General features: G+C 62.0%; 18 protein-coding genes. 8 read left to right on the forward strand and 10 right to left on the reverse strand.

Annotation, left to right across the window (positions count from 1 at the left end; all coding sequences use genetic code 11):
- A partial coding sequence (locus C501_RS0104395) for a transposase (RefSeq protein ID WP_018134420.1) occupies positions 1 to 226 on the reverse strand: 226 nt, incomplete at its 3' end.
- An 80-nt stretch (positions 227 to 306) separates the two neighbouring features.
- On the reverse strand, positions 307 to 879 hold the full coding sequence (locus C501_RS0104400) for a hypothetical protein (RefSeq protein ID WP_018134421.1): 573 nt from the start codon (positions 877 to 879) through the stop codon (positions 307 to 309).
- Positions 880 to 956: 77 nt separating this feature from the next.
- On the opposite strand from C501_RS0104400, the gene C501_RS12500 reads away from it, so the two are divergent.
- On the forward strand, positions 957 to 1,985 hold the full coding sequence (locus C501_RS12500; RefSeq protein ID WP_018134422.1) for an agmatine deiminase family protein: 1,029 nt from the start codon (positions 957 to 959) through the stop codon (positions 1,983 to 1,985).
- A gap of 1 nt (position 1,986) precedes the next feature.
- On the opposite strand, the gene C501_RS12505 is transcribed toward C501_RS12500, so the two are convergent.
- The 4 genes from C501_RS12505 to C501_RS0104425 all read right to left on the reverse strand — a co-directional run bounded on the left by C501_RS12505 (position 1,987) and on the right by C501_RS0104425 (position 5,310).
- A complete protein-coding gene (locus C501_RS12505) occupies positions 1,987 to 2,808 on the reverse strand; it encodes an amino acid ABC transporter permease (RefSeq protein ID WP_018134423.1) in 822 nt (273 codons plus the stop codon).
- Positions 2,808 to 3,455, reverse strand: a complete 648-nt coding sequence (locus C501_RS0104415; RefSeq protein WP_026174603.1) for an amino acid ABC transporter permease — start codon at positions 3,453 to 3,455, stop codon at positions 2,808 to 2,810. Before C501_RS0104415 ends, C501_RS12505 begins: the two co-directional genes overlap by 1 nt.
- 99 nt (positions 3,456 to 3,554) lie before the next feature.
- Entirely contained in the window at positions 3,555 to 4,451 is an 897-nt protein-coding gene (locus tag C501_RS0104420) for a glutamate ABC transporter substrate-binding protein (protein ID WP_018134425.1), read from the reverse strand.
- Between the two features lie 58 nt (positions 4,452 to 4,509).
- Positions 4,510 to 5,310 (reverse strand): amino acid ABC transporter ATP-binding protein, encoded by an 801-nt coding sequence (locus C501_RS0104425; protein ID WP_018134426.1) that lies wholly within the window; start codon positions 5,308 to 5,310, stop codon positions 4,510 to 4,512.
- Between the two features lie 194 nt (positions 5,311 to 5,504).
- Between C501_RS0104425 and C501_RS12510 the strand changes: the two genes are divergently transcribed.
- From C501_RS12510 to C501_RS13935, 5 genes are all read left to right on the forward strand, one after another.
- On the forward strand, positions 5,505 to 6,329 hold the full coding sequence (locus C501_RS12510; RefSeq protein WP_018134427.1) for an LOG family protein: 825 nt from the start codon (positions 5,505 to 5,507) through the stop codon (positions 6,327 to 6,329).
- Positions 6,326 to 6,802, forward strand: a complete 477-nt coding sequence (locus C501_RS14715) for a DivIVA domain-containing protein (protein ID WP_018134428.1) — start codon at positions 6,326 to 6,328, stop codon at positions 6,800 to 6,802. Before C501_RS12510 ends, C501_RS14715 begins: the two co-directional genes overlap by 4 nt.
- Entirely contained in the window at positions 6,795 to 7,382 is a 588-nt protein-coding gene (locus tag C501_RS0104440; RefSeq protein WP_018134429.1) for a DNA-3-methyladenine glycosylase I, read from the forward strand. The genes C501_RS14715 and C501_RS0104440 overlap by 8 nt, the downstream gene beginning before the upstream one ends.
- Positions 7,372 to 8,781: a hypothetical protein gene (locus C501_RS0104445; RefSeq protein ID WP_018134430.1), complete on the forward strand. Its 1,410-nt coding sequence runs from the start codon at positions 7,372 to 7,374 to the stop codon at positions 8,779 to 8,781. Before C501_RS0104440 ends, C501_RS0104445 begins: the two co-directional genes overlap by 11 nt.
- Before the next feature lie 114 nt (positions 8,782 to 8,895).
- Positions 8,896 to 9,063 (forward strand): DUF3117 domain-containing protein, encoded by a 168-nt coding sequence (locus tag C501_RS13935; protein ID WP_018134431.1) that lies wholly within the window; start codon positions 8,896 to 8,898, stop codon positions 9,061 to 9,063.
- Between the two features lie 24 nt (positions 9,064 to 9,087).
- On the opposite strand, the gene C501_RS0104455 is transcribed toward C501_RS13935, so the two are convergent.
- Positions 9,088 to 9,720, reverse strand: coding sequence for an O-methyltransferase (locus C501_RS0104455; RefSeq protein ID WP_018134432.1), 633 nt, complete (start codon positions 9,718 to 9,720; stop codon positions 9,088 to 9,090).
- A gap of 185 nt (positions 9,721 to 9,905) precedes the next feature.
- On the opposite strand from C501_RS0104455, the gene sigE reads away from it, so the two are divergent.
- The gene (gene sigE / locus C501_RS0104460) at positions 9,906 to 10,544 is read left to right on the forward strand and encodes an RNA polymerase sigma factor SigE (RefSeq protein WP_083906540.1); all 639 of its coding nucleotides are present in this window, start codon (positions 9,906 to 9,908) and stop codon (positions 10,542 to 10,544) included.
- A gap of 62 nt (positions 10,545 to 10,606) precedes the next feature.
- The gene (locus C501_RS0104465) at positions 10,607 to 10,984 is read left to right on the forward strand and encodes a twin-arginine translocase TatA/TatE family subunit (RefSeq protein ID WP_018134434.1); all 378 of its coding nucleotides are present in this window, start codon (positions 10,607 to 10,609) and stop codon (positions 10,982 to 10,984) included.
- A gap of 24 nt (positions 10,985 to 11,008) precedes the next feature.
- Here the strand turns inward: C501_RS0104465 and C501_RS0104470 are convergent, their stop codons facing one another.
- The 3 genes from C501_RS0104470 to C501_RS0104480 are packed head-to-tail and all read right to left on the reverse strand — an operon-like array spanning position 11,009 to position 14,104.
- Entirely contained in the window at positions 11,009 to 12,172 is a 1,164-nt protein-coding gene (locus C501_RS0104470; protein WP_018134435.1) for an Mrp/NBP35 family ATP-binding protein, read from the reverse strand.
- A complete protein-coding gene (locus C501_RS0104475) occupies positions 12,169 to 12,822 on the reverse strand; it encodes a DUF1003 domain-containing protein (RefSeq protein ID WP_018134436.1) in 654 nt (217 codons plus the stop codon). The genes C501_RS0104470 and C501_RS0104475 overlap by 4 nt, the downstream gene beginning before the upstream one ends.
- On the reverse strand, positions 12,815 to 14,104 hold the full coding sequence (locus tag C501_RS0104480; protein ID WP_018134437.1) for a magnesium transporter MgtE N-terminal domain-containing protein: 1,290 nt from the start codon (positions 14,102 to 14,104) through the stop codon (positions 12,815 to 12,817). The genes C501_RS0104475 and C501_RS0104480 overlap by 8 nt, the downstream gene beginning before the upstream one ends.
- Between the last annotated feature and the right edge of the window lie 66 nt (positions 14,105 to 14,170).

The raw sequence follows: 14,170 nt of genomic DNA on the forward strand, positions 1-14,170 counted from the left end.
CGAGGAGCTTGATCCGCTTGTTCGCCTCCCGCAGCGCATCCGACTCATTCGCCGCACGGGCAGCCGGGGAAGGACTCGCGGACCCGCGGTCATCGATCACAAGCCACCGCTTCAGGCACGACGGCGAGACGCCGAAGTCCTTCGCGACCTGGGCAACGGAAGCACCCGAGTCCCTGTAGACCCTGAGCACATCCTCGCGGAACTCCTTGGGGAACGCTTTCGGCATAGTGCACATCCTTCCAGCGCCGACACATCGACGCAGATCAGATGTCACCTATCCGTGCAGCAGACCCCATTCATGTTGGCCTATGGCAGCGGGCAGGCTACTTGCCCGCGCAGTCGCCAGACGAGAGCCACGGCGGTCAGAGCTAAAGCAGCTACGGCCAGGAAGGGTTGCACCGGCGCGAACCAAGAGATCGCCCCGGAGGAGCCCAGCGCCAGCAGTGCGAGTTTATTGCAGACCGGACAGCCTACGGCGAACCAGGCCAGGAAACCACCGGCCAGGCCCATCCGGCTACTGCGCCGCTCTGCCGCTTCAGCGGCCTTGGCAACTTCAGTGACGCCGGCTTCTGCGGAACCTGTCTCAGCGCTAGTTTTAGCGCCATCGCTCAGTGGTGGTCGCAGATACGTCGCTACTAGCATTCCGGAGAGCACGGAGGTCAGCAGCCATACCGGGTAGTTCCACCACTCCGCAGCAATATCACGAGTGAAGAAAGGGCTCGAAATCAGCGCCGTGGCAACGCCGATAAACACAGCTACGACTATCGCAGCCACTGCCGCTGCCAGGATCTGCTTACTGGTCCAGAGTCGCAGCGCTTGGACCGCCAAGGCGATATTCGCCACTATCGCCGGGCGCGTACGACCTTCCGGGGTGCTCATGCGGTCTATTCTGGCATGACTGCTTTGCCCTGGAGACGGGTCCTAGCAACCATCTCAGAAGGAACAGGAAAATCTCAGTGACACATCAGGATGCGACCTTCGAGGCCGAATGGGAACCGCATGCACAGACCTTCATGTCCTGGCCGAATCGTGAGATCTGGGATGTGGATGTAAGGTACGTCCGGAAAGACATCGCCAGACTCGCTAAGACCATCAGTGATTTTGAGCCTGTGGTGATGCTAGCCGGCCCGGATCAGGTTGACGAAGCACAGCGACGCTGCGGCTCGGCCGTGCAGGTGCTGCCTCTTGAGGTGAATGATCTCTGGGCCCGAGACACCGTCCCGGTTTTCGTCCGAGATAACAGCACAGGGCAGCTACAAGGGGTCGACTTCGGCTTCAACGGCTGGGGGCGCAAGCAGCAGCATGACCACGATGCATTCGTCGCGCAGAAGCTCATTTCCGCTCTCGGAATCCAGCGGTCCCAGGCCTCTATTATCGGCGAAGGCGGCTCCTTGGAAACGGATGGCCAGGGAACGCTTATGGTCACCAAAAGTTCGCTGCTCAACAGCAACCGGAATCCTGGCCTCACCCTGGAGGAACTGGATTCCAGGCTCAAAGAAACCCTCGGCGTCACCACGGTGATCTGGTTCGATGGCGTCTACGGCGAGGACATCACCGATGCGCATGTGGACTCCCTGGCTCGTTTCGCAGCCCCCGGAGTGGTGCTACTCGATGTTCCAGGCTTGGGCGCACCCTACGATGTCTGGGCGGCATCATCGGCACAGGCCAAAGGGCTGCTGCATGCCAGCGCTGATGCCCGCGGCCAGTCCTTCGAGATCATTGAGTTGCCGCAGCCGGACTATCGACGGGTCCGTGGCAGCGAAGAGGACTTCCTGGCCTCCTACACGAACTTCTATATAGCCAACGGAGCTGTTTTCGTCCCCGAGTTCGGGGATAGAAAAGCCGATAAAAATGCCCGGTCGATCCTCCAGGAGCACTTCAGTGATAGGAAGATCGTGCCCTTGGGCATCGACGTCATCGCCTCGGGTGGCGGCGGAATTCACTGTGCCACCCGTGAGCTGCCTCGCTTAGCGGCGAACTCCTGACTCAGCCCGAGACCTTAGGGCTTTTGCTCATCCAGCTTTCGGTGAACTTCGCAAGCCCTGCTAGAAGCAGACAGCAGCCAACATAAATGGCTCCGCCAACGATCGCCGCCGGGATGATCGGGAACTCGAATTCGCCGGCTTTGCCCAGATTATTGATCTGGTACAGCAGCTCCTGGTAGGTGATGATGAAGCCGAGAGCGGTGTCCTTCAGCGCGACCACGAGCTGCGCGATGATCGCGGGCAGCATAGTGCGCACCGCCTGTGGAAGCAGGATCATGCCCATCACCTGGGTTTTCCGCAGCCCGATAGCATAGGCGGCTTCGCTCTGCCCCTTGGGCAGCGCAAGAATACCTGCCCGGAAGATCTCTGCGAGCACTGAGCCGTTATAGAGGATCAGACCGGTCACTACAGCGGTGAACGGGGTGATCCCTTGCACGCCGATCGAGGGGAGACCGTAGAACATCAGGGCCATCAGAATCAGCAAGGGGATCGCTCGGAAAAGTTCTGTGAACCAGCCCACCGGCCGGGAAATCCAGGGCCGGTCGGAAAGTCTGCCGACTGCTAGCAGCATGCCCAGCGCGATCGAGCCGACCGCTGCGAAAGCGAAGGCGCTCAGGGTAGCCCAGAGGCCTTTGAGTAGATTCTCCCAGACCACTGTGTAGCTGAAAATAGACCATTTCTTCGCGGAGAACTGGCCGGTTTCCGCGAAGCGGTAAACAACAAAGGCCAGCAGCCCCGCGATGACGAGGATGGTAATGATGCCTAGTAGGCGATTGCGCCGGAGGGCTTTAGGCCCTGGGGTGTCGAAGAGGACGGAACTCATCAGGAAGCCACCTTCCAGCGGGCTTCGAGCCTGTTCTGCACGAAGCTGAGAATAAAGACCAGAAGAACGAAGCCGAGCGCCACCCAGAGCAGACCTTGGAGGGCCGGATAGCCGCGTTCGGAGAGGTTGGACCTAATGGCGCCGGCTTCCAGCACGGAGAAGCCTGCGGCCACGGTGGTGTTTTTCAGCAGGGCGATGAAGACACTCATGAGCGGCGGCACCACGGCTCGGAATGCCTGCGGGAGGACGATCAGTCGCATGGTCTGCGCAAAGGGCAGGCCGATGGCCCGGGCGGCCTCGGCCTGCCCGATGGGCACGGTGTTGATTCCGGAGCGGATGGCTTCGGCAACATAGGTTGCCGTGTACAGGGAGAGTGCGATGATCGCCAGGGTGATGTAGCCCGGATTGGGGAACCCCAGCCGCGGATAGCCGAAGACGAAAAACAGGAAGACCAGGGTGAGCGGGGTATTCCGGATGATGTTGACGTAGAACGTGCCCAAGCTGCGCATCGGGGTCACCGGTGAGACCCGCAGCGCAGCGACGACAAGGCCCAGCAGAAGCGCGAAAACCGCGGAGAAGGCGAAGAGTATCAGGGTGTTCTTAAACCCCTCAATGAAGAGGTCAAGATTGTCGAGCAGTGTGTTCACAGCAGTGATCCGCTTCTGATCATGCGGTACCGAGCCCAGGGGGTACGTTGTCGTGGCCCCCGGGCCCGGCATCGCTAAGAAGTAATTGAGCGAGTTGTCTCAGTTATCGACAGCGGGCTGGGTGGCTTGAACATCGCTGCCGGCCTGGCCCAGGGTACTGTCATAGATCTTGGTCCAGATCTCCTGGCCGTTGGTCAGGGTCTGGTTGAGGTAATCCTTGAGAGCGGTCTCGCCCTTTTTGAGGCCGATTCCGTAGCGCTCAGTGGTGAAGGGCTCACCGACTACCTTCAGATTCTCCGAATCCTGTGCTGCATAGCCGAGCAGGATCGCCTGGTCCGTCGTCACGGCATCGACTGTTCCGTTCTTCAGCGCGTCGACGCACTTGGAGTAGACGTCGAATTCCTGGGGGATGGCCTGCTGGAAGTTCTCCCGGATGTTCTGGATGGGGGTAGAACCGGTGGCCGAGCATACCTTCTTACCCGCAAGATCCTGCTCGGAGTTGATGGAATTATCGTCTTTCCGGACGAGTAAGCCTTGGCCCGTCACGAAGTACGGCCCCGCGAAGTCGATCATCTGCTTGCGGTTATCCGTGATCGAATACGTGCCCACGTACATATCCACTTGGCCATTAGCGAGTGCCTGCTCCCGGTTGGAGGAGGCGATCGGCATGAACTGGATCTTGTCCTCGGAAACGCCCAGGCTCGCGGCCATCCAGCGGGCGATCTCGATGTCGAATCCGGAGTACTCGTTGGTGGTCAGAGATTTGTAACCCATTCCCGGTTGGTCTTCTTTGACCCCGATGGTGATGGTCCCTTCGGATGTGATCTTGTCGTAGGTCGGGCTGCCGTTCAGCGAGACGTTCTCCGCCACAGTGTAGGGCTTCTCGCCACTGGCCGCGTCCGAGCCACCCGGGGTACCCGAATTGCAGCCGGTCAGGGCCAGCGCCATGGTGACGACACCGGCACCGAGGAGGCTGGCTTTTTTGGTGAATTTCATGTCTGCCTTTCAATCATGCGAGTGATACGAGGTTCAGTGCGTATTGGTGAGCAGAAGCTCAGTGGGTCAGGATCTTGGACAGGAAATCCTTCGCCCGGTTACTACGCGGTGCGGTGAAGAAGGTCTCCGGCTCGGCGTCTTCGACGATCTGGCCGTCCGCCATGAAAACCACCCGATCCGCGGCTTTCCGGGCGAAGCCCATCTCGTGCGTCACCACGATCATGGTCATGCCCTCTTTGGCCAGGCCCACCATGACGTCCAGGACTTCGTTGATCATCTCCGGATCCAGTGCGGAGGTGGGTTCATCGAAGAGCATAACTTTGGGATTCATGGCGAGTGCTCTGGCGATCGCCACGCGCTGCTGCTGGCCGCCGGAGAGCTGCGCCGGCAGCTTAGCCGCCTGCTGGCCCACGCCGACGCGCTCCAGAAGAGCCATCGCTTCCTTCTCGGCTTGCGCCTTCGGTGTGCCTTTGACCTTGACCGGCCCCAGCGTGACGTTCTCCAGGATGGTCATATGCGCGAAGAGATTGAAGGACTGGAACACCATTCCCACCTCCGCACGCAGTGTGGCCAGTGCCTTGCCTTCCGCGGGCAGTGCTTTGCCGTCGATGCGGATATCGCCGTCGTCGATGGTTTCCAGCCGGTTGATGGTCCGGCATAGCGTTGACTTCCCCGAGCCGGAAGGCCCGATGACCACCACGACTTCGCCCTTGGCAACCCGCAGATTGATGTCCTGGAGCACGTGCAGAGCACCGTAGTGCTTATTGACCGCGTTGACCTCCACGAGGGGCGTAGCAGTGGCGGCGCCTGCTGCGGCGCCACTGCGGGCATCAGCCAGTGATACGTGCTCATTCGTCATGCGAAGACCCTACTCCAATGTTCGTGTCAGATTCATCACATGACAGCAGCCGATCTGCATCGACACAGAAACGTGATAGACCGTGACAAGTGTCTCTGTTTAAAGTAGTAGCATAGCCTGGGCTTATGAGTTCTCCTATCGGAGCGGACGCTGGTCCGCAGAAAATCCAGACGGAATCGGGTTTTTCCCGGGTCATGCCCGCCAAACGGCGAGGGTTAATCGGCGGGAACAAGCAGCAGGACAGGCCTGCTCCGACCGAAGACCAGTATCTGCTGGATCATCACTCATCAGGCGATTTCACGAGCACCGACCCCTGGCGGGTGCTGCGGATCCAATCCGAGTTCGTGGAAGGCTTCGGCGCACTCGCCGATATCGGCCCGGCGGTGAGCGTTTTCGGCTCCGCGCGCACTCGGCCTGGCAGCGCCTTCTACGAGACCGGTGTGAAAGTCGGCGAACTTCTTGCTGAGGCTGGACTCGCGGTGATTACCGGGGGAGGGCCCGGCTCGATGGAGGCCGCGAATAAAGGAGCGGTCTATGGCGACGGACTCTCCGTAGGCCTGGGTATCGAGCTGCCCTTCGAACAGGGCATGAACCAGTGGGTGGACCTAGGCGTCAACTTCCGCTACTTCTTCGCGCGGAAGACCATGTTCGTCAAGTACGCGCAGGGCTTCATCGTGCTGCCCGGCGGCCTGGGAACCCTGGATGAGCTTTTCGAGGCGATGGTCCTGGTGCAGACGCATAAAGTCACTAGCTTTCCGATCGTGCTGATCGGAAGCCAGTTCTGGGGCCCGATGGTCGACTGGCTCCGGGACACGCTCGTGGCCGAAGGGCTCGTGTCACCAGGCGATCTGGACATCATCTCCGTGGTGGAGACCGCCGAGGAAGCCGTGGCCGCTGTGGTCGGGGCGATCGCCGAATCAGAGGCGAAGAAGGCGCAAGCACACAAAGAACAGACTCAGAAGGAGCGCGCGCGCACTGCTGCCCACCGTGATGCTGATGCAGCGACGGGCGGGACATGAGCCTGAACTACCTGCTGGTCTTCGTTGCGCTGGTCCTGATTGGCGTTCTGGTGATTTTCTTGCTGGGCCTGCGCCGTCGGGAACGGCTGGCTGAGCAAGATCTGGCCGAACAAGAACTTCTACAAGAGCTCGGACAGGCACCCGGCGCAGAACTTCCGGCAGCGCAGGCGCCCTCTTCACGGCGCCGTGTCATGGATCATCCGTTCCTCGATGAGGAGCTGGCCCCGCCGTTGCCCAACCTTCCGCCGGTGCTGCTTCCCGAGCGGCCCGGGCCCAAAGACGTCGCCAAGGTGCGTTTCTCCCTGGGCCTGCGCGGGTACCGGATGGATCAGGTGGATCAGGTGCTCGATGCGCTCGCCACGGAGCTCGAGCTCCGTGGCGAGCGCATCGAGCAGCTCGAGGCTGAACTGGCGGCAAAAGCGGTTGATGCTCCGGGCACTCCGGGGGGCGCGATGCGAGGTCATGATGGCTGACGACGGAGCGTCCCTGGCCACTGGCCCGGATGGTCAGCCGCGCTGCGCGTGGCCCGGGTTGGTCGGCAGCGAGTTGTATCTGCGATATCACGATGAGGAATGGGGGCGCCCGGTGACGGGGGAAGCAGCTCTTTTTGAGCGACTCAGCCTCGAGGCTTTTCAGTCCGGGCTGAGCTGGCTGACGATTCTGCGGAAGCGCGATGCCTTCCGAGCGGCATTCGCTGATTTCGACCCTGAGCGCGTGGCTGCTTTCGGAGAGCACGATGTGCAGCGGCTTCTGGCCGATTCCGGAATCATCCGAAACCGGGCCAAGATTGAAGCGACCATCGCCAATGCCAGGGCGCTGTTGGCGCTCCCAGCAGGCGAGCCTCTGGGCGCGCTGCTCCGCCGTTTCCAGCCGGACCCGCGGCCGGAAGGCGCACCGATTCCCGCGAAGACTCCGGAATCCGCTGCCCTGGCGAAAGAGCTCAAAGTCCGGGGATTCCGTTTTGTCGGCTCCACGACGGCTTATGCCATGATGCAGGCCATCGGTCTGGTCAATGATCATGAAGCAGGCTGCTGGGTGCGCGATGCCATCTGAGGCACCGGACCGGGGCGCATCCGGCCCTGCAATCACCTCTGCCCTCACCGACCACCTAGACCCCCGAGCGGCAGACCCCCGAGCGGCAGACCCCCGCCAGGGCGGTGACAGCGGCGGCCCGAGACGGGCGAGCCCCCGGGATCCCGGGGTCAATGACGTTTTATGGCAGGGGCTGCTTCGAGTACTGCGCCCCCTGATCCGAAGCCCCTGGTGGCTGCGGATCGGTGTTATCTATCTGTTTAGCAGGCTCGTATCGCTGCTGATCTTCGTCGCTGCGGCCCGTCAGCAGGGCCCCAACCCGTGGGTCGGCACTGCTCCGGGGTACCTGGATTTCATCGGCATCTGGGACAGCGAGTGGTACCGCCGGATCTTCGCCGACGGTTACCCGGACGTCCTACCCCGGCAAGACAACGGCACGGTCCAGGAGAACGCCTGGGCGTTCTACCCGCTGTTCCCTTTGTTGATCCGGGGGCTAGCAGCGTTGACCGGGGGTGAGTGGCTGATCCTAGCACCGCTTGTAGCGACCATCGCCGGTCTGGCCGCGAGCTTGATGATCTACCGGCTGTTCCGGCTGTATGCCAGCACGGTGACGGCGACCTGGGGCACCGCTTTCGTGCTTTTCTTCCCGATCTCCCCGATTCTCCAGGTTCCGTACGCCGAATCGCTCAATCTGGCATTCCTCGCGGCAGCGCTCTACGCGGTATGCCGGCACCGTTATTTCCTCGCAGTCCCGCTGGTACTGCTGAGCGATCTTTCCCGGCCGATCGGCAGTGCTTTCGCCTTCTTCGTGCTGCTGCACCTGCTCAGTCGCCTATTCGTGCACGAAGAGGCGGGCACTCGCCCGCAGCTCCGGCGTCGGATTGCTGCGGGCTGGCAGCAGATCACGGTGCGGCAGCGCTGGGGTGCGCTGTGCCTGGGCTTCACGGCGCTCGTCGGTGCCCTCGCTTGGCCGGTCATCGCCTGGTTGGTCACGGGGGAGAGCACCGCGTATACGCAGACGGAGACCGCCTGGCGCGGCGGCCCACTCATCCTCTTCGAATCCTGGTTCAGTACCGCGACGATGCTTTTTGGACCGCTGCTGGCCCCACTGGCGGTGCTCGGTCTCGTGGTGGGGTTCCTGCTCTATCTCAACTCAGCAGCGGTGCGCCGGATCGGCCTTGATCTGCGGCTGTGGTGCCTGAGCTATGCGCTCTATCTCTTCGCGGTGCTACATCCGCAGACGAGCACTTTTCGGTTGCTGCTGCCGCTTTTCCCCTTGGCTCTGGCGGCTGCTTTCATCTCCAGGTCCCGAGCGTACCGAGGCGCCGTGCTCGTCTTCTTCGTTCTGCTGCAGATCGTCTGGGTGGTCTGGTTATGGGCTTGGGAGCCACTGCCCGGTGGCGGTGATTACCCGCCCTAAGCGTTGTCAGAAGTCCGATGGCAGCCGCCTAAGGTTGGCTAGCGGCCCGAAATTACGAGATAATGCTCACAGCGGTCTTTGCTGATTCATAGAGAGCACGAAGGGATTTATCTGATGGCGGCCATGAAGCCCAGAACCGGTGACGGTCCTATGGAGGTCACGAAGGAGGGGCGCAGCCTCATCATGCGGGTGCCTTTGGAAGGCGGTGGACGCCTCGTGGTCGAGCTCAACTCAGATGAAGCTCAGCGGCTCAAGGAGTGCCTGCTCGGAGTCACCGAGTAAGCAGCAGTGTTAGTTATCGGTTGATCAGAGCTTCACGGCGAGGAGTACGCCTTCGCCGGTCGGCAGCAGCGAAGAGACCAAGCGCTCATCCTCACGGAGGGCTTTGCCGATCTGGCGCAGCGCTACCGTGCTCTGCTCACGGATCGCGGGCTCTGCGACCTTGCCGCCATCGAGTGCATCGTTGAGTACCATGAGGCCGCCGCTCTTCAGCAACCGGATGCCCTGCTCCACATAGCCTGGATAGTTCTTTTTGCCGCCGTTGATGAAGACCAGATCATAGGCCTGGTCCGTGAGCCGGGGCAGCACCTCTGCCGCGCGTCCGCTGATGGTCCGGGTGCGATTGGCCGGGAAGCCGGCTTCGGCAAAAGCCTCTTTGGCGGCTCGTAAGTGCTCGATATCAGCGTCGATGCTGGTCAGCACTGCAGCCCGGGGCAGGCCGCGGAGCAGGTAGATCCCGGAGACACCGGCTCCGGCGCCGATTTCCACGACCGTCTGCGCCTTCGAGGTCGCGGCGAGGACGCTCAGCAGCGATCCGGTGGCGGCGGAAACCGTGTGTGCGCCGAGGTTGCTGGAGCGCTCCCTGGCCCGGATCAGGATCTCGTCGTCTATCGGAAGTCCTTCGATATATGACCAGATGGCCGTTTTGTCAGCGCTCATACCTTCAAGAATACTGCGCCAGAAGGTCGGCGCATGCCACCTGCACCTTGGGCTGAGCTGCTGCTATGCCCTCGGTGAACCTGCCGCCAGCACAGCAAACTTTCAGCCGGATCTGCCATAATTAATTTTCATCAGTCTTGTTGGATCTAGCTATCTGTGATATCCGTCGCGAGGATCATTGAGGGGTGGGCTTGGTGACAGTAGAGACCACAGCAGCAAGTCATGCTGACTGGGTGATGCCTACATGGGAAGAAGTTGTTCAGGAGCATTCGGCTAAAGTCCTGCGACTCGCTTACCGACTCACGGGCAATCGCTACGATGCCGAGGATCTGACCCAGGAGGTATTCGTCCGGGTTTTCCGCTCTTTAGCGAATTTCACGCCCGGCACCTTGGACGGCTGGTTGCACCGGATCACCACGAATCTTTTCCTTGATCAGGCTCGGCGCAGATCGAGAATCCGTTTCGACGCCCTCGCCGAGGACGCCGAATCACGCCTGCCTGGTAGGGATCCGGGGCCGGAGCGTAGCTTCGAGTTCAACAACCTCGATGTGGATGTTCAGGCCGCTTTAGACGCGCTGCCGCCGGATTTCCGCGCCGCTGTAGTGCTCTGCGATTTGGAAGGGCTGTCCTACGATGAGGTAGCCGCTGCCCTGGGGGTCAAGCTCGGCACGGTCCGCTCCCGGATACATCGCGGCCGGGCGATGCTACGCCAGACCCTGGCCCATCGCGATCCGCGGCGCCCGGAGCAGGTGAAGGCCAAAACCAGAACCACTGCGGTCAAACTACCCAAACTCAAGTTGCCGCGTATTGCAGGAGTTCTGTGACCGCTGCATGCATTGCCCGGATGCGGCAAACAGGCAATGGTTTCCGGTAGGCTTTTTTCGATATGTTCAACATTAACGGCTACGAATTCCTGATCATCGGCATTGTTGCAGTGCTGGTCATCGGCCCTCAGCGCCTGCCTGAATACGCGCAGAAGTTCCGGAATTTCGTCCGTGAAGCCCGGCGGATGGCCAGTGGCGCTCGGGAACAGATCAAAGAAGAAGCCGGCGTCGATCTCAGCAGTATCGAGTGGCAGAAGCTCGACCCCCGGCAGTACGATCCGCGCCGGATCATCCGAGAAGCGCTGCTCGATGACGACAGGCCAACCCCTGGCGCGGCCAGTGTAGAGCCCGCTGCGGCCTCGGAACCGCAGATGCTCACCGTCTCCGTGGAGCGCCTGGCCACCGGGGAGAAAGCGCCCTGGGACAACGAAGCCACCTGAGCTGAGGCTCAGGGATTCACCCCTTCAGCTTCCCGCTCGGGGCTGAATGTTCAAAGACCTGCCGGCTAAGCTCTGAGGCCGGGTGAAAAGCTGCTCCGCGATGTGTTGCAATGCCTGCGCCGCTGGCGACTCAGGATCCTCCTGGACCAGTGGTGTGCCGGAATCCCCGTGCTCCCGCAGGGAGACATCCAGGGGGATCTGGCCGAGCAGCGGAGTCTGGTAGCCGAGCGCGACACCGAGCCGCTGAGCCAGAGCGGCGCCTCCGCCTGATCCGAAGAGCTTCACCCGGCTGCCATCCGGCTGCTCCAGCCAGGACATGTTCTCGATGACCCCGGCCACTCGCTGCCCGGTCTGCGCAGCGATCGACCCTGCTCGCTCCGCGACCTCAGCGGCGGCGGGCTGAGGTGTCGTGACGACCAGCAGCTCGGAACCGGGCAGCAGCTGGCTCACGGAAATGGCGACGTCTCCTGTACCGGGCGGCAGGTCCAAGAGCAGCACATCCAGATCGCCGAAGTAGACATCGCCGAGGAACTGCTCCAGGGCGCGGTGCAGCATCGGCCCGCGCCAGGCCACGGGCTGGTTCCCGGAGAGGAACATGCCGATGGAGATCACTTTGACGTCATAGGCTACTGGCGGCAGGATCATCTCGTCCACCCTGGTCGGCTTCTGGATGGTCTGCTGCCCCTCCGGGCCGGTACTGACTAGCCCCATCAGGCCGGGGACCGAGAAGCCGTAGATATCGGCGTCCACAATACCCACTTTGAGGCCTCTGGCAGCCAGCGCACAGGCGAGATTCACGGTCACACTCGATTTGCCGACACCGCCCTTGCCGCTGGCCACCGCGTAGATCCGGGTCAGCGAGTCAGTGCGGCTGAACGGAATCTGCCCGCGTTCCGGGCGCAGCTGATCGCGCAGCGCACCACGCTGCTCCGGAGTCATCACTCCGAGTTCCACGGTCACCGCCGATACCCCCGGGACCCGGCTCAGCGCAGTGGAAGCATCCGCGGCGATAGTCTCGCGCATCGGGCAGCCCGCGATGGTGAGCAGGACTTTGGCCGTCACGTGTCCGGTTGGATCACAGGAGACGGTTTCGACCATGCCGAGCTCGGTGATCGGCTTCCGGAGTTCCGGGTCGATCACCGTGGCCAGGGCCTCGTAGAGCTGGGATGACGTCGGTTCTTCGGTCACGACTCCTCGGATTCCGCGCTCTCTGGGGGAGTGGTTTCCTGTGCTGTGCTCTCTTGGTTTTCTTGTGCGTTGTCGTCCTGCGGCTCTTTGACCTTGGGCAGGGCATGAGTCTTCGTGCCGGCCTGTTTGCCCTGTTCCTCGGTGTCCGAGGTGAGGCCGTCGAGCAGGCCGCGCAGCTCAGAGCGAACGAAATCACGCGTTGCCACCTCCCGCAGAGCGATGCGCAACGCGGCTAGCTCCCGAGTGAGGTATTCGGTATCGGCAAGGTTCCGGGCCGCGGTCTGCCGGTCCTGTTCGATTGCGACCCGGTCCCGGTCGTCCTGACGGTTCTGCGCGAGCAGCAGTAGCGGAGCTGCGTAAGAAGCCTGCAGCGAGAGCATTAAGGTGAGCAGCGTGTAATTCAGCGCCCGGGGGTCGAATTGCAGCTCTTCCGGTGCCAGGGTGTTCCAGCCCAGCCAGATGAGGCAGAAGAGCGTCATGTAGAGCAGGAACTGCGGGGTTCCCATGAAGCGGGCGAAGCCCTCGGTCCACTTCCCGAAGACGTCCGGGTCCGGGGAGAGCCTGGGGAACAGCCGGGAACGCAGCTCCAGCGGGGTGTCCAGGCCGGTGCTTGGGCGCTTCTCGGCGGGTTTTTTCGGCTGCTTAGCCAAATTGGCCTCCTAGCTTCTTGATGGGGGCTCCGTCTTCGTGAATGCGCCAGTCATCCGGGAGGAGATGATCTAGAAGGTCATCGACGCTGATGGCACCGACGAGACGCCCGGCACTGTTGACCACTGGCAGAGACACTAGATTGTAGGAGGCCATGGCGTGCGAGACGTCGGCAACGGGTGCCAGATCCGAAATAGGTTCCAGGTTCTTATCGACCAGAGTGCCGATCTGCTCGGGAGGGGCGCTGCGCAGCAGCTGCTGAATATGCACGACGCCCAGGAAACGCCCGGTGGGTGTCTCCAACGGGGGGCGGCAGATGAAGACCGCGGCCGCTAGGGCAGGGGTGAGCTCTTCGCTGCGGACCATTGCCAGGGCCTCGGCAACGGTGTCCTCAGGTGCCATGATCACCGGTACCGGAGTCATTAGCGCACCCGCGCTGTCCTCGTCGTACTGAAGCAGCCGGCGCACATCGTCGGCTTCCTCGGGTTCCATCAGGAGCAGCAGTTCCTCAGCCTTGGCGCTGGGAAGGTCAGAGAGCAGATCCGCTGCATCGTCCGGGTCCATCTCTTCCAGAATATCTGCGGCGCGTTCGTTATCGAGGGCGGAGAGCAGCTGGACCTGATCTTCTTCCGGCAGTTCCTGGAGCACATCCGCCAGCCGTTCGTCCTGCAGTTCGGAGGCGACTTCGATACGCCGCTTATCGCTCATCTCCTGAAGCGCGTCCGCGAAGTCCGCAGGTTTGAGATCTTCGTAATTGGCCACGAGCTGGGTGGCCGCCTGCGGCTCATCATCAGCGGTGTCCTGAATCGCATCATCCCAGTTGATCAGCACGGTTTCCCCGCGCCGCAAGCCGCGCAGCCGGGAGGCGGAGCTGCCGCGTCGCACGAAGAGTTTCGAGACAAGCCAGTCGCCATTGCGGCTCCGATCGAGGGCGATGTCCTCGATAATCGCCTGCCCGGAACCATCGGCAAGAGAGATCTTGCGGTCGAAGAGCTCGCCGACCACGAGCTGCTCGGTGCCGCGCTGCTCAAACCGGCGCAGATTCACGAGCCCGGTGGTGATGATCTGGGTCTGGTCCATCGAGGTCAGCCTGGTCATGGGGACGAAAACCCGGCGCTTGCCGGTGACTTCCACCACGATGCCTATCGCATGCGGCGAACGATGTCCGCGCGAATGCACGACGACATCGCGCAGTCGTCCGAGCCGGTCGCCTACCGGGTCAAAGACATCCAAGCCGATCAGCCTGGCCACGAAGATGCGCCTGAGTGAATTCGGAGTGCTCACCTCTCCAGGCTACTGTCAGTTTCCGCCCAGCTGCTAAAAGAGCCTCACCGCGCCCCGGCTGGTCCC

Source organism: Acaricomes phytoseiuli DSM 14247, from assembly GCF_000376245.1.
Classification (GTDB): domain Bacteria; phylum Actinomycetota; class Actinomycetes; order Actinomycetales; family Micrococcaceae; genus Renibacterium; species Renibacterium phytoseiuli.